Source organism: Streptomyces sp. NPDC042371, assembly GCF_056437465.1.
Genome location: NZ_JBWKAP010000016.1, coordinates 50,774 through 70,270, shown reverse-complemented (window position 1 = coordinate 70,270; position 19,497 = coordinate 50,774). Strand labels below are relative to the sequence as shown.

The 19,497-nt window shown below is 72.2% G+C and carries 17 protein-coding genes; 10 read left to right on the top strand and 7 right to left on the bottom strand.

Features of this window, described 5'->3' with window-relative positions:
• Positions 1-50 precede the first annotated feature (50 nt).
• A complete protein-coding gene (locus AC068B_RS35315; protein ID WP_478675593.1) occupies positions 51-1,106 on the bottom strand; it encodes a DUF3533 domain-containing protein in 1,056 nt (351 codons plus the stop codon).
• A 185-nt stretch (positions 1,107-1,291) separates the two neighbouring features.
• Here AC068B_RS35315 and AC068B_RS35310 point away from each other — a divergent pair, with 185 nt between their 5' ends.
• From AC068B_RS35310 to AC068B_RS35300, 3 genes are all read left to right on the top strand, one after another.
• Positions 1,292-4,777, top strand: a complete 3,486-nt coding sequence (locus AC068B_RS35310) for a DNA polymerase III subunit alpha (protein ID WP_478675592.1) — start codon at positions 1,292-1,294, stop codon at positions 4,775-4,777.
• Between the two features lie 8 nt (positions 4,778-4,785).
• On the top strand, positions 4,786-5,760 hold the full coding sequence (locus tag AC068B_RS35305) for a DNA polymerase Y family protein (RefSeq protein WP_478675656.1): 975 nt from the start codon (positions 4,786-4,788) through the stop codon (positions 5,758-5,760).
• A 226-nt stretch (positions 5,761-5,986) separates the two neighbouring features.
• On the top strand, positions 5,987-6,859 hold the full coding sequence (locus AC068B_RS35300; protein WP_478675591.1) for an esterase/lipase family protein: 873 nt from the start codon (positions 5,987-5,989) through the stop codon (positions 6,857-6,859).
• 38 nt (positions 6,860-6,897) lie between these two features.
• Here the strand turns inward: AC068B_RS35300 and AC068B_RS35295 are convergent, their stop codons facing one another.
• Positions 6,898-7,896 carry a lytic polysaccharide monooxygenase gene (locus AC068B_RS35295; RefSeq protein WP_478675590.1) on the bottom strand — a complete coding sequence of 333 codons (999 nt, stop codon included), beginning with the start codon at positions 7,894-7,896 and terminating at the stop codon, positions 6,898-6,900.
• A gap of 1,014 nt (positions 7,897-8,910) precedes the next feature.
• A complete protein-coding gene (locus tag AC068B_RS35290; protein ID WP_356257927.1) occupies positions 8,911-9,597 on the bottom strand; it encodes a response regulator in 687 nt (228 codons plus the stop codon).
• A 140-nt stretch (positions 9,598-9,737) separates the two neighbouring features.
• Between AC068B_RS35290 and AC068B_RS35285 the strand changes: the two genes are divergently transcribed.
• From AC068B_RS35285 to AC068B_RS35270, 4 genes are read left to right on the top strand one after another with little or no spacing between them, the layout of a single operon-like run.
• Positions 9,738-10,721 (top strand): Bug family tripartite tricarboxylate transporter substrate binding protein, encoded by a 984-nt coding sequence (locus AC068B_RS35285; RefSeq protein WP_478675655.1) that lies wholly within the window; start codon positions 9,738-9,740, stop codon positions 10,719-10,721.
• Complete coding sequence (locus tag AC068B_RS35280; RefSeq protein WP_478675589.1) at positions 10,718-11,248, top strand: tripartite tricarboxylate transporter TctB family protein; 531 nt, start codon at positions 10,718-10,720, stop codon at positions 11,246-11,248. Before AC068B_RS35285 ends, AC068B_RS35280 begins: the two co-directional genes overlap by 4 nt.
• 1 nt (position 11,249) lies before the next feature.
• Positions 11,250-12,755 carry a tripartite tricarboxylate transporter permease gene (locus AC068B_RS35275; RefSeq protein WP_478675588.1) on the top strand — a complete coding sequence of 502 codons (1,506 nt, stop codon included), beginning with the start codon at positions 11,250-11,252 and terminating at the stop codon, positions 12,753-12,755.
• Positions 12,752-13,225, top strand: a complete 474-nt coding sequence (locus AC068B_RS35270; protein WP_478675587.1) for a GNAT family N-acetyltransferase — start codon at positions 12,752-12,754, stop codon at positions 13,223-13,225. The genes AC068B_RS35275 and AC068B_RS35270 overlap by 4 nt, the downstream gene beginning before the upstream one ends.
• A gap of 21 nt (positions 13,226-13,246) precedes the next feature.
• Here AC068B_RS35270 and AC068B_RS35265 read toward each other — a convergent pair whose 3' ends face one another.
• Complete coding sequence (locus AC068B_RS35265) at positions 13,247-13,387, bottom strand: hypothetical protein (protein ID WP_356257942.1); 141 nt, start codon at positions 13,385-13,387, stop codon at positions 13,247-13,249.
• A 122-nt stretch (positions 13,388-13,509) separates the two neighbouring features.
• Between AC068B_RS35265 and AC068B_RS35260 the strand changes: the two genes are divergently transcribed.
• A complete protein-coding gene (locus AC068B_RS35260; protein ID WP_478675586.1) occupies positions 13,510-14,832 on the top strand; it encodes an NUDIX domain-containing protein in 1,323 nt (440 codons plus the stop codon).
• Here the strand turns inward: AC068B_RS35260 and AC068B_RS35255 are convergent.
• Positions 14,805-15,323 carry a ribonuclease FAU-1 family protein gene (locus tag AC068B_RS35255; RefSeq protein ID WP_478675585.1) on the bottom strand — a complete coding sequence of 173 codons (519 nt, stop codon included), beginning with the start codon at positions 15,321-15,323 and terminating at the stop codon, positions 14,805-14,807. The genes AC068B_RS35260 and AC068B_RS35255 overlap by 28 nt on opposite strands.
• On the bottom strand, positions 15,304-16,242 hold the full coding sequence (locus AC068B_RS35250) for an N-acetyltransferase family protein (RefSeq protein WP_478675584.1): 939 nt from the start codon (positions 16,240-16,242) through the stop codon (positions 15,304-15,306). The genes AC068B_RS35255 and AC068B_RS35250 overlap by 20 nt, the downstream gene beginning before the upstream one ends.
• A 131-nt stretch (positions 16,243-16,373) precedes the next feature.
• On the opposite strand from AC068B_RS35250, the gene AC068B_RS35245 reads away from it, so the two are divergent.
• Positions 16,374-16,754, top strand: coding sequence for a GntR family transcriptional regulator (locus AC068B_RS35245; protein WP_478675583.1), 381 nt, complete (start codon positions 16,374-16,376; stop codon positions 16,752-16,754).
• A 54-nt stretch (positions 16,755-16,808) separates the two neighbouring features.
• Here the strand turns inward: AC068B_RS35245 and AC068B_RS35240 are convergent, their stop codons facing one another.
• The gene (locus AC068B_RS35240) at positions 16,809-17,903 is read right to left on the bottom strand and encodes a DUF5925 domain-containing protein (protein WP_478675582.1); all 1,095 of its coding nucleotides are present in this window, start codon (positions 17,901-17,903) and stop codon (positions 16,809-16,811) included.
• A gap of 142 nt (positions 17,904-18,045) precedes the next feature.
• Here AC068B_RS35240 and AC068B_RS35235 point away from each other — a divergent pair, with 142 nt between their 5' ends.
• Positions 18,046-19,470 carry a GH39 family glycosyl hydrolase gene (locus AC068B_RS35235; RefSeq protein WP_478675581.1) on the top strand — a complete coding sequence of 475 codons (1,425 nt, stop codon included), beginning with the start codon at positions 18,046-18,048 and terminating at the stop codon, positions 19,468-19,470.
• Positions 19,471-19,497: the final 27 nt, after the last annotated feature.

Here is a 19,497-nt window from a genome sequence, read left to right as displayed (position 1 = left end):
AGCCTCGCACCCGGGTCTGACAATGCTCCTCGCGACGGGGTGCGCGCACGTCATGCGAGGTGGCTGCCGCCCTGGCCGTAGCTGGTGCCGCTGAGGTCGATCGAGCCGTTGTGCGCCGTCCTGCGCCGGGCGGACAGGGCGAGGGTGACGACGACGCCGAGGACCGCCCAGGCGGAGAGGACCAGCAGCGGCCGGGTGACCGAGTTCCCCTCGAAGTACGCGATGGAGCGGGCCACCCAGGTGCCCGCGCCCGGCGGCAGCCAGGGCCCGATCGCCTCCCAGAACGGCGGCAGCATCGGCAGCGGGAAGGCGCCGCCCGCGCTCGGGTTGCCCGCGATGACGATGAGCAGGACGGCAAGGCCGATGCCCACGATGCCGGTGAGCGACTGCAGGGCGAGCGTGATCGCGCCGACCCCGAAGATCACCAGGGCGCCGAGACCCCACAGGCCCATGACGCTGCCGGGCAAGGCGCCGAGGATCGGCCCGATGATGATCGCGCCGCCGAGCCCGCCGACGATCGAGTAGAGCGCCATGGTGCCGAGCCTGATGACCGCGCGCGGCACGTTGGAGGCCCGGGAGCCCGCGCTGATCGCGAGGATCGACGCGCACAGATAGCCGCCGACACACCAGCCGACGACCAGGTAGAAGGACGAGAGCCCGTTGAAGTCCTGGCCCGACGCGGGGGCCACGTCGACGGTCTTCACCGTGCGTTTCTCGGCCGCGTCGACGTCGGTGGCGAGCGTGGTGAGGGTCCTGGAGAGGGCGGTGCCGCCGCCGGAGGCGACCAGGAGGGTGTCGGTCGTGCCGCGCGGGTCGACGAGCAGGGCGCCGTCGATGTCGCGGTTCATGATCTGGTGGCGGGCCGCGGCCTCGTCCTTGAGGACGCGCGGGTCGAGCGGGTCGCCGGGGAGCTTCTTCAGCCGGTCGGCGGTCTGCTCGGCCGCGGCCCCGGGGGCGACGACCCCGAAGGGCACGTCTGTCGGTTTCGGGTTGTGCAGGGCCCCTACGTAGGAGGCGATGAACAGCAGCTGCAGGGCGAGTACGCCGATGACGAGCAGGGCTGCTCGCGGGGTGACGGCGCTCTTCAATTCGTCGGCGAACCTCATGCCTCCACGCTCCGGTGTGCGGGGCGTTTGCGCAGGTGGGATGGGCCGAACGGACGACGTGCCGGGTGGCTGGAACAGCCCTTGCGAGTGAATCGAACGTATGTGTCGTACGTAAGTTCGAAACTGGTCTATGGTGGAGGCGGGGGATGTGAGATCGGATCGGTTCAGGGTTTCAGGAGGTGCGTGTGCTCGGGTTCACGCATCTGCACACCGTCTCCGGATTCTCCCTGCGGTACGGCGCCTCGCACCCGGAGCGGCTCGCCGAGCGCGCCGCCGAGCGGGGCATGGACGCCCTCGCGCTCACCGACCGGGACACCCTCGCGGGCGCCGTCCGGTTCGCCAAGGCCGCCGCCAAGGCGGGCGTGCGGCCGCTGTTCGGGACCGAGCTCGCGGTGGGGGAGCCCGCCCCGGCCAGGGGCGAGCGGCGCCGGGCCCCCGTGCGCGGCGGTGCCTTCATCGACGAGTCGACCCCGCGCGTCACCTTCCTCGCCAGGGACGGCGCCACCGGCTGGGCCACGCTCTGCCGCCTGGTCACCGCCGCGCATCGCGCCGGCGGTGCCGACGGCGGCGGGCCCGTCCTGCCCTGGCAGGAGAACCATGGCGAGGGCCTGACCGTGCTGCTCGGCCCCGCATCCGACGTGGGACGCGCGCTCGCCGCGGGCCGCCCCGACCGGGCCGCCCGCCTCCTCGCCCCCTGGCGCGAGCGGTACGGCGACGCGCTGCGCCTGGAGTCCGTCTGGCACGGCCGCGAGGGCACGGGCCCCGGCTCCCTGCGGCTGGCCGCGCGCACCGTCGGCTTCGCCGCCGAGCAGGGCGTGCGCCCCGTCCTGAGCAACGCCGTGCGCTACGCGGACCCCGGCCAGGGCCCCGTCGCCGACGTCCTCGACGCCGCCCGCCGCCTCGTCCCCGTCGACCCGACCAAGGAACTCGACAGCGGCGAGCGGTGGCTGAAGGGCGCGGACGACATGCTGGGGGTCGCCGAACGCGTCGTCGAGGCCGCGGGCTTCCGCCGCGACACCGCCCACCGCCTCGTCGAACAGACCGGGGCGGCCGCCGCCGAATGTCTCGTCGACCCCGAGGATGACATCGGCATCGGCTCCGTACGCTTCCCCGAACCGCACCTCGTCGGCGCGGGGCGCCGCACCGCGCAGCGCGTCCTCGCCTCGCGGGCCGCGGCGGGCATGGTGCTGCGCGGCTACGACTCCCGGCGCGCGTACTGGGAACGGATGCACCACGAGCTGGACATCATCGACCACCACGGCTACGCCTCCTACTTCCTGACGGTGGCCCAGGTCGTCGACGACGTGCGCGACCTGGGCATCCGGGTCGCGGCGCGCGGCTCGGGCGCCGGGTCCCTGGTCAACCACCTCATCGGCATCGCGCACGCCGACCCCGTCGAGCACGGGCTGCTCATGGAGCGGTTCCTGTCCAAGCGGCGGCACGTCCTGCCGGACATCGACATCGACGTGGAGTCGGCCCGCCGTCTGGAGGTCTACCGCGCGATCATCGGCCGCTTCGGGACCGAGCGGGTCGCGACGGTCGCCATGCCCGAGACCTACCGGGTCCGCCATGCCGTGCGCGACGTGGGCGCCGCCCTGTCCATGGACCCGGCCGACATCGACCGGATCGCCAAGGCCTTCCCGCACATCCGCGCCCGTGACGCCCGCTCCGCCATGGCGGAACTGCCCGAACTGCGGCAGATAGCGGAGGAGTTGGGCGACCGCGGCCGTCTGTGGGACCTCGTCGAGGCGCTGGACGCGCTGCCGCGCGGTGTCGCCATGCACCCGTGCGGGGTGCTGCTCTCCGACGCCTCGCTGCTCGCCCGCACCCCCGTGGTGCCGACCAGCGGCGAGGGGCTGCCCATGTCGCAGTTCGACAAGGACGACGTCGAGGACCTCGGCCTGCTCAAGCTGGACGTGCTCGGCGTGCGGATGCAGTCGGCGATGGCGCACGCGGTGACGGAGGTCGAGCGGGCCACGGGCGCCGCCGTGGACCTCGACGACCCGCGCCAGGTGCCGCCGGGCGACCCGGCGACGTACCGGCTCATCAAGTCCGCCGAGACGCTGGGGTGTTTCCAGATCGAGTCGCCGGGCCAGCGGGACCTGGTCGGGCGGCTGCAGCCCGCGACCTTCCACGACCTGGTGGTCGACATCTCGCTGTTCCGGCCGGGTCCTGTCGCCGCCGACATGGTGCGGCCCTTCATCGAGGCCAGGCACGGCCGCGCGCCCGTCCGCTACCCGCACCCCGACCTCACCGAACCGCTGAAGGAGACGTACGGCGTCGTCGTCTTCCACGAGCAGGTCATCCGGATCGTGGACATCATGACCGGCTGCGGGCGCGACGAGGCGGACCGGGTGCGGCGCGGGCTCTCCGACCCCGAGTCGCAGGGCCGGATCCGCTTCTGGTTCGCGCAGCACGCGGCGGCCAGGGGGTACGACGCGGAGACCATCGGCCGCACCTGGGGGATCGTCGAGGCCTTCGGCTCGTACGGCTTCTGCAAGGCGCACGCGGTCGCTTTCGCCGTGCCGACGTACCAGTCGGCGTGGCTGAAGGCCCATCACCCGGCCGCGTTCTACGCCGGGTTGCTCACGCACGACCCCGGGATGTACCCGAAGCGGCTGCTGCTCGCGGACGCGCGGCGGCGGGGGGTGCCGATCCTGCCCCTGGACGTGAACCGGTCCGCGGTCGCTCACCGTATCGAACTGGTGTCCGGTTCCGAGGGAGCTCCGGACCGGTGGGGGCTGCGGCTCGCGCTCTCCGACGTGCACGGCATCAGCGAGGCCGAGGCCGCCCGGATCGCCGACGGGCAGCCCTACGCCTCCCTCGTCGACTTCTGGGAGCGCGCCAGGCCCTCCAAGCCGGTCGCGCAGCGGCTCGCGCAGGTCGGCGCGCTCGACGCGTTCGGCGCCAACCGCCGCGACCTGCAGCTCCACCTGGCCGAGCTGCGGCGCGGCGCGCGGGGTGCGGCAGGCGCCCAACTGCCGCTGGCGGGCGGGCGGCGGACGGCGCCCGCGGGTCTGCCCGACCTGGACGACGCGGAGCGGCTCAGCGCCGAACTGGGCGTCCTCGGCATGGACTCCTCGCGCCACCTCATGGGCGACCACCGGGCCTTCCTGGCGGAGTTGGGCGTGTTCAGCGCCCGGCGTCTGCGCGAGGCCGAGCACGGCGCGACCGTCCTGGTCGCGGGCGCCAAGGCCGCCACGCAGACCCCGCCGATCCGCTCCGGGAAGCGCGTCATCTTCACCACCCTTGACGACGGCACGGGCCTGGTGGACCTGGCCTTCTTCGACGACGCCCATGAGCGGTGCGCGCACACCGTCTTCCACTCCTGGCTGCTGCTCGTACGGGGCGTGGTGCAGCGTCGCGGACCGCGCAGCCTCAGCGTGGTGGGCGCGGCGGCCTGGAACCTGGCGGAGCTGGTGGAGGTGCGCGCGGAGGGCGGCCTCGACGCGGTGGCGCTGCGCTTGGCGGAGCCGGAGGAGAAGGATGAGAAGGATGAGAAGGGGGAGAAGGACGAGAAGGGTGAGAAGGGGGAGGACCCGGCCGGTGGTCGTCGCATCCGCATGGCCAACGGCTACGAGATGCACCCCTGGGCAGACCTGCGTCCAGCGGGTGAAGGAACCGCGGCGACAAGGAAGTTGTGGCATCAGAGCCCTGGGAGCGCGGGATGAACGACGCAATCACCACCCTCTACGTCCGCTTCCTGCTGCCTCCGATGTACGAAGCTGCCCTGCCCCAACTCCTCTACCTGCTCGGTGAGTTCACGCCGCAGGTCGAGGCGCTCCCGCCCGACGCCGCCCTCGTCGACGTGCGCGGCGCGCGGCGGTACTTCGGCCGGAGCGCCGTCGACCTCGCCGCGCTGATCCGGGTGCGGGCGCTCGCGCTGTACGGGGTGGAGTGCGCGGTCGGCGCAGGGCCCGGGCCGATGCTGGCGCGGATGGCCGCGCGCGGCGCGGCCCCCGGCGTGACCCGCTCGGTGCCCGAAGGGGCGGACGGCGTACGGGAGTTCCTCGCTGAACGGCCGGTCGGCGAGCTGCCAGGCATCGGCCGCGCCACCGCCCGCACCCTCTGCGAGTACGGCCTCGACTCCCTCGGAAAGGTCGGCGCCGCGCCCCTGTCCACCCTGCAGCGGCTCGTCGGCGCCCGCGCGGGCCGTGAGCTGAGCGAGAAGGCGCGGGGCGTCGACCGCGCCCGGGTCGTGCCGAACGCCGCCGCCCGCTCGCTCTCCGTCGAGCGCCCCTTCCCCCGCGACGAGCTGGACCCCTTCCGGCACCGCCGCGCGCTGCTCTCCGGCGCCGAGGAGCTGGGCGCGAGGATGCGCGGCGAGGACCAGGTGTGCCGCACGCTGGTCCTCACGGTGCGGTACGCCGACAGGTCCACGACCACTCGTTCCAAGGCCCTCCCCGAACAGACCGCCCACTCCACCGAGCTGGCCAAGACCGCGTACCGCATGTACGAGGCGCTGGGCCTCCAGCGGGCCCGGGTGCGCGCCCTCTCCCTGCGCGCCGAGGGCCTGGCCCCCGCCGAGCACGCCACCCACCAGCTGTCGTTCGATCCGGTGGACGAGAAGACCCGCCGCATCGAGGAGGTCGCCGACCGGGCGCGGGCGAAGTTCGGTCCGGGCGCGATCGTGCCGGGGACGTTGGCGGCGTGACGCGGGGTGCGTGATGCGGCGTGGCGTGACCCGGGGTGGCGTGATGCGGCATAGCGTGACCAGGCGTGGAGCGACCGTGCCAGTGATCGCTGGAACTTTTACCGACGCGTAACTTCACTCTTGCACTACTCGCGCGTAGCTTGTCGTGCACGCAACATCTGGTGATCCGGATCACGGCACTGCATTCCGCCATCGCAACTCCCTTGAGCCGCAAGGAGATCACACGATGCTGCCCTGGAGACGAGCGCTGCGTGCGCTCGCCGCCGCCCTGCTCGTCACGGGCGCGGCCACCCTCACCCCCGCCGCGACGGCCGCGGCCGACACGGCGCAGGCCTCGACGGCGACGACGTCGCGGGGCTGGAACGACTACGACTGCAAGCCGTCCGCCGCGCACCCCCGCCCGGTCGTCCTCGTGCACGGCACGTTCGGCAACTCGGTCGACAACTGGCTCGTCCTCGCGCCCTACCTGGTCAAGCGCGGCTACTGCGTCTACTCCCTGGACTACGGCCAGCTGCCGGGCGTCCCGTTCTTCAACGGGCTCGGCCCCATCGACAAGTCCGCCGAGCAGCTCGACGTCTTCGTCGACAAGGTGCTCGCCTCGACAGGCGCGAAGAAGGCGGACCTCGTCGGGCACTCGCAGGGCGGCATGATGCCGCGCCAGTACCTCAAGTTCCTCGGCGGCGCCGCCAAGGTGAACGCCCTGATCGGTCTCGCCCCCGACAACCACGGCACCACCCTGCTCGGCCTCACCAAGCTGCTGCCGTACTTCCCCGGCATCGAGGACCTGCTGACCACGAAGACCCCGGGCCTCGCCGACCAGATCGCCGGATCGCCCTTCCTCACCAAGCTCAACGAGGGCGGTGACACGGTGCCCGGCGTGCGCTACACCGTCATCTCCAGCAAGTACGACGAGGTGGTGACCCCGTACCGCAGCCAGTTCCTGAACGGTCCGAACGTCCACAACGTCACCGTCCAGGACCTCTGCCCCGTCGACCTGTCGGAGCACGTCGCGATCGGCACCCTGGACCGTGTCGCCCACCACGAGGTGGCGAACGCGCTGGATCCGGAGCACGCGACGCCGAGCACGTGCCTGTCCTGACACGTGCCCGGCGTCGTTTCCGCTGACTCGGCCGGGGCTCAGCGGCCGTGGCGTCCGGCGGCCCGGCGGCGGGCCGTGGCGAACATCGCCGCGGCGCCGACGGCGAGAGCGGCGGCGCCGCCCATCGCGATGTACGGCGTGTTGCTGTCGCCGCCGGTCTCGGCGAGGTTGTCGTTCGCCGTGGTCACCGGCTTCTCGGCGCCGCCGTTCACCTCGGGCTGGTTGTCGCCGGCTGCCGTGTCCGCGGCCGGAGCGGCCCCGGTGGCCTCGGCGCCCGTCTTGGCGTCGGTGTCCCCGTGGCCGTGGTGCTCGACGGAGGACTTGTCGGCGCCCGCCGCGATGTCCTTGTCGGTGGGGGCGGACGCGGCCGGAGCGGGGGCGGCGGCGCCCGAACCGCCGCTGTCCTTGCCGAAGACGACGTCGGAGCAGGTGTAGAAGGCCTCGGGGGAGTCCGAGCGCTGCCAGATCGAGTAGATCAGGTGGCGGCCCTCCCTGGCGGGGATCTTCCCGTCGAAGACGTAGTCGCCGTTCTCCATCTTCGGGTCGGTGACCTTGACGAAGGGCTTCTCCTCCAGGTCCGACCACTTCAGGGGCTTCGACGGGTTGTACGACTCCTTGGTGACGAACAGCTCGAAGGAGCCCTTGTGCGGGGCGGTGCCCTTGTAGCGGAACGTGTGGTTGCCCGCGGCGAGCTTGCTGGACGGCCAGTCGGCGCGCGGCAGGTCCAGGCCCTGGTACTTGTCGTTCCCGGCGCTGCACAGCTTCCCGTCGGGGATGATCTCCTTCGACTTCCCGGCGGCGTTGGCGATGTTCACGCCGTTCCAGTCGTAGAAGGCCTGCGCGCCGCTGGCCGCGACGGCTGCCTTGCAGGCGGCCGACTTGGGCGACTCCGGGCCCTCCTGGAAGCAGGCGGAGACCCGGCTGACCGGGTCCGTCATCGAGCCGTGCGCGGCGGCGGGCGTGACCGAAAGGGCGGTCAGGGCGAGCGGCGCGACACCGACGGCGGCGAGGCTTGCGACCTTGCGGCGTGCAGACATGGCGGTTCTCCTCAAACGGCGGTTCAGGGGGGGGGACACGGGGCGGTGGCGAACGGGCGGCACGGCCCCCCGATCACCAGCGGCACCGACGGTTCGTCACTGCCCCGGCGACCAGAAAACTAGCCCCTGAAATCCGCGAAATCCCCTGCTGGGGGCGGGGGATGGTGATCCTTATGGTCGCTTTAAGGGAGGGCTAACCGGGGGCTCAGACTGGGTCCTCGGACGCCCCTGTTTGACCGCTACACGAGCTACGGGCGGATCCGTGCGATCCCGAAGGGATCCGTGCCACGCCATACCACGCGTATGTCCCGCGCGTCCGGCGATTGGCCCGACCGGGGCGCCAATACGCCAGGGTTCGCTACCCCCGGCAGTTCGCCACCTGGGAGTTCTCCCTTTCGCGCCACCCAGACGCCAGGGTTAGCAAGATCATTCGCCACCGGCAAAAGCCGCAAATTGCCGAACGGGGTGGTCGTAGCGGCTTGATGCATGCCGTGACATGGGGTTATCTCGTTCAGGAGCGCCCGCGCAGGCCCGCGGCCGGGGCGCCGAATGCTCCTTGCGCACGCACAAGGGCCTGGCTCCGGGAATGCAGCCCGGAGCCAGGCCCGTGCGCGGGGCGGGTGAGTCCGGCCGAGCATCCGTCGGCCGGGCTCGCTCATTCGCCCGACCAGCCGTCCGGCTCACACCTCATGCGTCACATGAAGCGCTCGACGCACCCCGCGATGGCGGTGACAGCCGTGAGGGACAGCGCCGCTAATTGCACCCACTCGTACCGGGGGCGCCTGCGGCACCTGCCCTTCCGCCTTGATCCGTCCATCGTGTCCGGCTCCTGTCTCTCTGCGTACCCAACCGAGTTGGGCCCCGCCCCGACCGGGCGGGCGTTCCGGGAGAGACATCGCCGGTCCTCTCGAACCTACCGGCGCGCCAGGTGCCCGCTCGACCCAGCGCCACCATTCGCCAGGGATCGCCAGGCTCAACCAGGGGGAGAGCCAGGCGAATGCGCGCCGGGGCGGATCACCCCACCCACCGGTACCGCCGCTCCGGCCGCCCCGTTCCCCCGTACCGAAGCGTCACCTCGGCGCGGCGCGTGTCCGCGAAGAACTCCAGGTAGCGGCGGGCGCTCACGCGGGACAGGGAGCCCGCCTCCGCGCACTCCGATGCCGAGAGGCCGGACGGGTGGTTGCGCAGGGTCTGCTCCACCAGGTCCGCCGTGTGGGCGGCGAGGCCCTTCGGCAGCTCGCGGGAGCCCGGCGGGCGGGTGCCGAAGAGCTGGTCCACGTCCTCCTGGCGTGCCTCGTCGAGGCCGTCGAGGCGGGCCCGCAGCGCCGCCACGTGCCGCAACTGCTCGTGCAGCGCCGTCCGGTTGAACGGTTTGATCAGGTAGTGCAGCGCGCCCGCCCGCAGCGCCGCCCGCACCACCTCCGCGTCCCGCGCCGCCGTGATGAACAGGGCGTCCACCGGGCGGCGCGCCGGATCGCGCTCCTCGGCCGCCCGCAGCTCGCGCAGCACCGCGATGCCGTCCATGTCGGGCAGGTACACGTCGAGGAGCACGAGGTCGGGGCGGAGCCGTCGCGCCGCGTCGATCGCCTCGGCGCCGCTGTGGGCGGCCCCGACCACGGTGAAACCCTCCACCGCGGCGACGTACCGACTGTGCAGCTTGGCGACCATGAAGTCGTCGTCCACGACCAGCACCCTTGTCATCGCCGCAGGCTATGGGCGCGACCACAAGGACCACAACGTCCGTTGGTTCCGGAAGAGAGACAGGTTGTTAACGCCCGGGCAACATGTGGGCCACCTCACACCCATGCCCACTCCGACGTGACCGACAGGTGGTGGCACACGTGCGCCTGCGCACCCCCCTCGCCCTGTTCGGGGCCGCCCTCCTCGTGCTCGTGGCGCCGCCGCTGCTCACCACGGGCAGCGGCGCCGACACCGGCACACAGATCCCCGGCCTGCGCTTCATGGTCCCCAACACGCCCGGCGGCGGCTACGACATCACCGCACGCACCGCGGCGAAGAACGCCGAGGACGCCGAACTCACCCACAACATCGAGGTGTTCAACCTGCCGGGCGCGGGCGGCACCGTCGGCCTGACCCGGCTCGTCGGCGAGCACGGCAACGGCAAGCTGGCCATGTCCATGGGCCTCGGCGTCGTCGGCGCGGCCCGCTCCAACGACTCGCCCAAGACGCTCGCCGACACCACACCCATCGCCCGGCTCACCGAGGAGCAGGACGTCGTCGTGGTCGCCAAGAACTCCCCGTACAAGACCATCGGGCAGCTCGTCGACGCCTGGAAGAAGAACCCGGGCAAGGTGCCCGTCGGCGGCGGCTCGTCCCCCGGCGGACCCGACCACCTCGCCCCGATGCTGATGGCGCGCGCCGCGGGCATCGACCCGAAGAAGGTCAACTACGTCCCCTTCGACGGCGGCGGCGAACTGCTCGCCTCCATCCTCGGCAGCAAGGTCTCCTTCGGCGTCTCCGGCGTCGGCGAGTACCTCGACCAGATCAAGTCGGGCGAGCTGCGGCTGCTCGCCGTCACCGGGCCCGAGCGGGTGAAGGGCCTGGACGGACCCACCCTCAAGGAGTCCGGCTACGACGTGGACTTCACCAACTGGCGCGGCATCGTCGCCCCGCCCGGACTCAGCGACGCCGAGCGCAAGAAGCTCACCGGCCTGATCAGGAAGCTCCACGACTCGCCCGAGTGGCGCAAGTCCCTGAAGACGAACGGCTGGGACGACGCCTTCCTGACCGGAGAGAAGTTCGGCGACTTCCTGGACGCCCAGGACAGGCGCGTCGTGTCGGTACTGAAGGAGCTGGGACTGTGACCACCACCGACGTCCCCCACGAGCCGCAGCCGAGCCGCTCCTGGCTGCGCGAACACTCCGAACTCGGCGTCTGCGTACTGCTCCTGGCCCTCGGCGCCCTCGTCCTCACCGACGCCCTCACCATGGACGTCGAGATCGCCCAGCGCGGCCCCATCGGCCCGAAGACCGTGCCGATCGCCGTCGGCATCGGGCTGCTCGTCGTCGCCCTGCTGCTCGCCGTCGACGTGCTGCGCGGCGGCCGCGGCGAAGCCGAGGGCGGCGAGGACATCGACCTGGCCGAACCCGCCGACTGGCGCACCGTCCTGCTCCTGGCGGGCGTCTTCCTCGCCACGGCCGTCCTCATCGAACCGGTCGGCTTCCCGATCGCCGGAGCCCTGCTCTTCTGGGGCTCCGCCTACGCACTCGGCAGCCGCCACCTCGACCGCGACCCGCTCATCGCCGCCGGGCTCTCCGTCGTCACGTACGAAGTCTTCAACAACCTGCTCGGCGTGCCCCTGCCGGGCGGCCCCCTGATGGGAGTGCTGTGACATGGACGCCTTCACCTCCCTCATGGACGGCTTCGGCACCGCCCTCACCCCGATCAACCTCCTCTGGGCGGCCGTCGGCGTCCTGCTCGGCACCGCGATCGGCGTGCTGCCCGGCATCGGCCCCGCGATGGCGGTGGCCCTGCTGCTCCCGGTGACGTACGGACTCGAACCGACCGGCGCGTTCATCATGTTCGCGGGCATCTACTACGGCGCGATGTTCGGCGGCTCGACGACCTCGATCCTGCTCAACACCCCCGGCGAGAGCGCCGCCGTCGTCGCGGCCATGGAAGGCCACCCGATGGCCAAGGCCGGGCGGGGCGCCCAGGCCCTCGCGGCCGCCGCCATCGGCCACTTCGCGGGCGGCATGATCGGCACGCTGCTCCTGGTGGCGCTCGCGCCGACCGTCGCCGACCTCGCCGTCGACATCGGCGCGCCCGACTACTTCGCCATCATGGTGCTCGCGTTCATCGCGGTCACCTCCGTGCTCGGCTCGTCCCGCATCCGCGGCCTCGCCTCGCTCCTGATCGGCCTGACCATCGGCCTGGTAGGCCTGGACCAGATGACGGGCCAGCAGCGGCTCACCTTCGGCTCGCTCCAACTCGCCGACGGCATCGACGTGGTCATCGTCGCGGTGGGGCTCTTCGCCATCGGCGAGGCCCTGTGGGTCGCCGCCCACCTGCGCCGCAGCAGCGGGCAGGCGATCCCCGTGGGCCGCCCCTGGCTGCAGAAGAAGGACGTGCGGCGCACCTGGAAGTCCTGGCTGCGCGGCCCCCTCATCGGCTTCCCGTTCGGCGCCATCCCCGCGGGCGGCGCGGAGATCCCCACCTTCCTCTCGTACGTGACCGAGAAGCGCCTCTCCAAGCACAAGGACGAATGGGGCAAGGGCGCCATCGAGGGCGTCGCGGGCCCGGAGTCGGCGGCCTCCGCATCGGCCGCGGGCACCCTCGTCTCCATGCTCACGCTCGGCCTGCCTACGACCGCCGTCGCCGCCGTGATGCTCGCCGCCTTCCAGCAGTACGGCATCCAGCCCGGGCCGCTCCTCTTCGAACGCGAACCGGACCTCGTCTGGGGCCTCATCGCCTCGCTGTTCGTCGGCATGGTGCTCCTGCTGGCACTCAACCTGCCCCTCGCCCCGGTCTGGGCGAAGCTCCTGCGCATCCCGCGGCCCTACCTCTACGCGGGCATCCTCTTCTTCGCGGCCGTCGGCGCCTACGCGGTCGGCGGCGAACCGCTCGACCTCGTCATCCTCCTGGTCATCGGCCTGATCGGCTTCGGCATGCGGCGCTACGGACTGCCGATCCTGCCCGCGGTCATCGGCGTCATCCTCGGCCCGAACGCCGAGCAACAGCTGCGCCGCGCCCTGCAGATCAGCGACGGCGACGTCAGCGGCCTCCTCACGCCGTTCTCCACGACGGTCTATGGCCTCATCGTCCTGATCGTGGCCTGGCCCTTGTTGAAGAAGGCGGTGGTGCGGGCGCGACGCCGTGACGTAGACGTAGAGGCATGACCACCATCGAGGGTTCCACGGACATCCGCCTCGCCACCGCCGACGACGTGCCCGCCGTGCGGGCGGTCACGGACGCGGCGTACCACCGCTACATCGAACGCATCGGGCGCGTCCCCAGCCCGATGGAGGCCGACCACGCGGCCGATGTGGCGGCGGGTTTCGTGTACGTCACCGGGGACCCCGTGGTGGGTCTCCTGGTGCTCGTCCCGCGCCCCTACGAAGGCAGGCTCCTCCTGGAGTCGATCGCGGTCCACCCCGATGCCGCGGGGCAGGGGGTGGGCCGCCGACTGCTCTCCTTCGTGGACGCCCACGCGCGTGACCTCGGGCTCCCCGAGATCCGGCTCTACACCAACGCCCTGATGTGGGAGAACCAGAAGATCTACCCGCGGTACGGGTACGAGGTCGTCGAGCGGCGCGTGGACGGGCCGTACGACCGGATCCACTACCGCAAGCGGCTCCAGGAGCGCTGATCGCGTCTCATCCGCGGCTCCTCACCCGTCCGGCCACCACGTCCGCTGGATGTCCTTGCGGACCTCGGGCCTCTCCTGCGGCCTGACCTCCGCCTCCTGACGCTCCCGCACCCGACGGCTGACCGTCTTGGCGGCGGGTTTGTGTGTGGTCACTCGGCGCATGGCGGCCTCCCTGCCTTCTGCTTCCTGCCTTACCGATGTCCATTCAAGGCGTGTCGTAGACCTCTTGGCGCCCGCTTTCTGATCGAGGGCCGAATGTCAGTGGCAGCTGCGACCATCGGGGCATGACGAGCAACGAGGCGATCGACTGGGCCGACCGGTTGCGGGACTGGCTGCCGGACGCCCCCGGTGACGTCCTCGACCTCGGCACCGGCAGCCTCGCCCGGCTCGCCGCCGACCGCGGCCACCGCGTCACCGAGGTGCCGGTCGGCGACGCGGACCGGCCGCCGGTCCAGGGGCGGCGGTTCGACGTCGTGCTTGCCCACGACGTCCTGTGGACGCTGCCGGACCCCGAGGCCGCCCTGCGGCGCTGGTGCGGCCTGCTGCGGCCCGGCGGAAGGCTGGTTCTCGTCGAAGGCGAGCGGGGGACCGTGCGCCCCGCGGGCCTCCCCATGTCCCGTCCGGTGTCGGCCCTGACACCCCTGGTCGCCCGCCTCCACTCCGAGCGGCTGCCGGGGGACGAGCGGTATGCGCTGGTGGGCGTGGTGCCGGACGCCCCGGCCCGGCACACCGAGGTCGTCGACGTCCATCTGATCCTGCGCCGCGGCGACAACGTCCTGCTCGCCCGCCGTTCTGGTACGGGGTATGGGGACGGCCTCCTGCACCTCCCCTCCGGCCACGTGGAGGACGGCGAGGACGTCCGCGCGGCCATGATCCGGGAAGCGCGCGAGGAGGTCGGGCTCGACCTCGCCCCCGCCGACCTGCGCGTGGAGGCGGTCGTCCAGCACCGCGGCCCCGGCGAGGCGCCGCGCACCGGCTGGTTCTTCTCGGCGGAGCACGGCGCGGGCGGCGAGCCGGTCAACGCGGAGCCGGACAAGTGCGCCGAGCTCGTCTGGCACCCCCTGTCCGCGCTGCCGCACGACATGGTGGCGTACTGCAGAGCGGGCCTGGCCGCCTGGCGCGCGGGCGAGCGCTTCATCGTGCACTGGCAGTCGGACGAGGAGGCGGTGGCCTATGAGGGCGACCGCACCACGGCGCCGGAGTCCCTCGCCCCGGTGCGGGCGGGCGGGGTACACCACGTGGAGCTGTGGGTCCCCGACCTGGCGGCGGCCGCGGTCTCGTGGGGGTGGCTCCTCGGCGAGCTGGGCCATGTGCCGTTCCAGCGCTGGGGCCACGGCCGCAGCTGGCGCCGCGACGAGGCGTACGTGGTGCTCGAACAGTCGCCGGACCTACGGCCCGGCGGCCACGACCGGCACCGCCCCGGCCTGAACCACCTGGCGTTCCACGTGGCGGGCCGGGCCGTGCTCGACCGGCTCGTGGCCGCCGCGCCCGACCACGGATGGGCCCTGCTCTTCGCGGACCGGCACCCCCACGCAGGCGGTGAGGGGCGGTACGCGGCCTATCTGGAAGACGCGTGGGGCTATGAAGTGGAGCTGGTCGCCGAGTAGTCCAGGTCGAACCCGGCGCCCCGGGCCAGCGCTTCGAGGTCGTCCAGGGCGCGGACCGCCGCGGCGGCCGCGGCCGGGTCCTCGGCGGCGAGCCCGCTCTCCGCGAACTCGTCCTCGTCCAGGCGCAGTACGGTCCCGCGGTCCGCCGAGACCCACAGATCCAGGTCCAGGTCCTCCACCGTGAGGACGGCGCCGTCGCGGACGGCCGGGCGGGTCACGTCGCAGTACCAGCCCTTGCGGGACCCGTCCCCCGCGTACACCTCCTTGATCGCGTACCAGCGGTCGCGCCAGTAGTGCTCGACGAAGACGTCGCCGGGCTCGAAGCGCACGAAGCCGAAGTCACGGACCCCGGGAGCCGCCCAGGGCGCCCGGACGGCGAGGCGGGTCCCGTCGTCGTGCAGCAGCCGTGCGGGGTAGCGGATCTTGGTCCGGCCCGCCTTCACCAGGGCGACCTCCAGGGACTCCGACGCGTCAGCCGAGGGTGCGGACATGGCGGACCTCCGTTCCACAGATCTCGTAACCGAACCACTCGTTGATCGCCAGCATCGGCCCGTTCCCGGCGTCGTTGCCCGTGAACGCCTCCGTGCAGCCCGCCGCGCGGGCCCGGTGCAGGGAGTCGTTCTTGGCGAGCTTGGCCAGGCCGCGGCCGCGGTGGGCGCGCGCCGTGCCGGTCATGTTGGACGAGTAGCGTCCCGCGCCGTCCGCGCGGGCCAGGCTGAACGCCGCGGGGCGGCCCGCCACCAGCGCCACCGTGGTGAGCTCCTGGCTGACCAGCGGATGGCGCCAGGTCTCGGCGAGCCAGTGCTCGTAGTCCGAGAACTCGGCGGCCACGTCGCTCGGTTCGTCCGCCACCGTCTCCGCGTCGAGTGCGAACAACGCGCGCGCGTCGTCCGCGAACACCGACCCGTCTACCAGCTCGACTCCGGCGGGCGGCTCGCTGCGGGGCGGCAGCGTGCCGTGCGCCAGGTCAAGGCGGAGGAAGTGCGCGCTGCGCCGCGACCGGTAGCCGTGGCGGGCGGCGAAGGCGAGGTTCGCGGGCTCGTCGAGGACCCATGAGTAGACGGTCCGCGCGCCCGCGTCCGCGAGGTACTCCTCCGCCGTGCGCAGGAGCAGCGTCCCCGCGCCCCTGCCGAGCCGCTCGGGATGTACGTAGATGTTGGCGAAGCCCTGGCCCGGCTCGGGGCTGTCGTAGGCGATGCCCACCTGCGCCGTGCCGATGACCTCGCCGTCGGTCTCCGCGATCAACTGCCGGTAGCCGGAGTCCGGATGGGCGTGCGCGCGGTCGAAGGCGACCGAGGCGGAGGTGGCGAGCATGGCGGGCACGCAGGCCCGGCGTACGGCGGCGAAACCCGCGTCGTCCGCGGCGGCTTTCGGCCCCTCGCGGTCGAGGGCTCGGACGATCACTGTCATGGAGCCGCACGGTACGCGTGGGGTGAGTCGAGCCGCTCCTCATTTTTCGCGGCCGCTTCCGCAGCCACGGCTTTTCCGCGGCCACGGCGCGCAGCGGTGCCGCAAGCGGCGGGGTGCGGGACAATCACCCCGTGACTTTGAAGATCGACATCGACGCGGGCGCGGGCGACGCGCCGTACGAGCAGGTGCGGGCCCGGATCGCCGAGCAGGCGAGGTCCGGGGCGCTGCCCGCCGGTTACAAGCTGCCCACCGTGCGGGGGCTCGCCGAATCCCTCGGGCTCGCCGCCAACACGGTGGCCAAGGCCTACCGGGCGCTGGAGTCCGACGGGGTCATCGAGACCCGGGGGCGGAACGGGACGTTCGTCGCGGCGGCGGGGGACGCGGCGGCGAAGGCCGCGTCGGCCGAGGCGCAGTCCTACGCCGAGCGGGCCCGCAGACTGGGCCTCTCGCAGGAGGCCGCACTCGCCGCGGTGCGGGACGCCCTGCGCGCGGCCTACGGAACCTCCGGCTAGACCACGTCGCAGGAGCGGCACGGCCGCCCGCAACGGGCCTTACAGATACGGGCCTTACAGATACAGCCCCGAGTCCGCCCCCTCGCGCTGGTCGGGCACCGACGTCGGGGACGTGCCCCGGCGCAGGGCGAAGAGCTCCGCGAGGGTGGCGCCCTCGCGGGACACGCCCTCCTCCGTGCCGAGCCACTCCACCGCCTCGGGACGGGTCAGCGGGCCCACCTCGATGCGGGCCAGACAGCGGCCGGGGCGGACCACCGCCGGGTGCAGGCGCTCCAGGTCCTCGTTGGTCGTGACCCCCACCAGCACGTTCCTGCCCTGGCCGAGCAGGCCGTCCGTGAGGTTGAGCAGCCGCGACAGGGCCTGGCCCGCCGTGTGCTTGGCCTCGCCGCGGATCAGCTCGTCGCAGTCCTCCAGGAGCAGCAGCCGCCAGCGGCCCTTCGCCGTCCCGTCGTCCTCGCCGATCGCGATGTCCATCAGATAGCCGACGTCGTTGAACAGCCGCTCGGGGTCGAGCACGCAGTCCACCTGGCACCAGTCCCGCCACGAGCGCGCCAGCGTCCGCAGCGCCGACGTCTTGCCCGTGCCCGGCGGGCCGTGGAGCAGTAGCAGGCGGCCCGAGATGTCCTCGGGAACCGTCTTCATCAGCGTGTCCATGGCGTCGGCGACCGGCGCCGTGTAGTTGGTCCGCACCTCCTCCCACGTACCGGCCGAGATCTGCCGGGTGGTGCGGTGCGGGCCGCGGCGCGGGGAGACGTACCAGAAGCCCATGGTCACGTTCTCCGGCTGCGGTTCGGGCTCGTCCTGCGCGCCGTCCGTGGCCTGTTTCAGGACCTTCTCGGCGAGTTCGGCGGTGGTCGCCGTCACCGTGACGTCCGCGCCGCGGTTCCAGCGGGAGACCAGGAGCGTCCAGCCGTCGCCCTCGGCGAGCGTGGCGCTGCGGTCGTCGTCGCGGGCCGCGCGCAGCACCGCGGCGCCGGGCGGCAGCAGGGTGGAACCCGATTTGACGCGGTCGATGTTCGCGCTGTGCGAGAAGGGCTGCTCGCCCGTCGCGAAACGGCCGAGGAAGAGGGCGTCCACGACATCCGACGGGGAGTCGCTGTCGTCGACGTTGAGCCGGATCGGCAGGGCGTCCTGTGGGTTCGCAGACATGCCGACATGATCCGGCACGCGCACGCCGTTGTGCATCCGCTTTCCGCGGTGTGTTCCGTGCGCCCGATTCGGAGACCGTTGTCACCGAGCTGTCGTCCGGAACCTGTCCTACCGCCGACTTGTCCCGATATTGTTGCCGCTGATGGGACGTCATGAGTGGAACGCGGACGCACGGCGGTGGCGTCTCACCGCCCTGCTCGGTGTCGGTCTGGTCGCACTGACCCTGGTGATCACATTGGTCAACACGCTGCCCGGTGACACGGGCAGCACCGCGGGCACCACTCCTGACGGGGACAAGGTGCACGGCACCCCCGCCGTCCCGCCCGGCGACGCCAGACCGCAGGTGGGCTGGGGCTTCACCCACACCCAGTACAGCGCGGACGAGGGCGAGGACAAGGCCGTCGGGCGCGTCCGCACCGAGCTCGCGGACCAGGGCAGGCCCGTCCCGCAGATCCAGCACATCATGGGCTGGGGCGCGGGCAATCCCGAGCCGGTGAAGGGGCGTTACGACTTCTCCGCGATGGACCGCCGGATGGACTTCGTCCGGGAGAGCGACGGCATCCCCGTCGTCACGCTGTGCTGCGCGCCCGACTGGATGAAGGGCGGCGAACCCGGCGCGGACAAGACGGACTGGAGCAAGCGGTCCCTGGAGACCGCCCCGGACCGCGCGCACTACAAGGACTTCGCGGAGCTCGCCGCGACCGTCGCCAAGCGCTATCCCGACGTCCGCCACTTCGTCGTCTGGAACGAGTTCAAGGGCTTCTGGAACAACGAGAAGGGCCGCTGGGACTACGAGGGGTACACCGAGCTCTACAACCTGGTCTACAAGGCGCTCAAGAAGGTCGACAAGGACATCATGGTCGGCGGCCCCTACCTGGTCATGAACAGCGTCGACCCGCGCCAGACCGAGGGTGTCCCGGCAGAGCCGAAGGGCCCGTGGGGGCGCATGGATGAGCGGATCATCGACGCCTTCGACCACTGGAACAAGTACAAGGCGGGCGCCGACTTCGTCGTCGTCGACGGCTCCAGCTACACCGTGGACGACGAGCTGCTCCCCGACGAGTTCCGGGCCACCGAGAAGTTCACGGACGTCGGCACGTGGGTGCGCGAGCGGACCGGCGACCTGCCGCTGTGGTGGGCCGAGTACTACGTGGAGCCGGGCGACGGCCAGGACGACCGGGACGACTGGTCCGAGGCGCACCGCGTCGCCGTCCAGGCGTCAGGACTGATGGCGATGGTCCGCGGCGGCGCCACGAGCGGCTTCTACTGGAACCCGCAGAAGCGCGGGACGAAGTGCGCGGGCTGCCTCTGGTCCGCCACCCAACTCCGCGACGGCGGGGCCGAGCTGCCGATGATGAAGCTCATCGGACGGTTCGGCAAGGAGTTCGGCCCCGGCACGAAGTACGCGAAGGTGTCCGTCGCCGCCGACGACCGGCCGAACGTCCGGGTCCTCGCCGACGACCGGGCCGTACTCGTGGTCAACACCCTCGACCGGCGGATCAGCGCGAAGATCGACGGCCGACGGTTCGACATGGCGGGGTACGAGGTGAAGTGGCTCAAGCGCTGAGCCGCCCCGTCCCACCTCACCCCACCC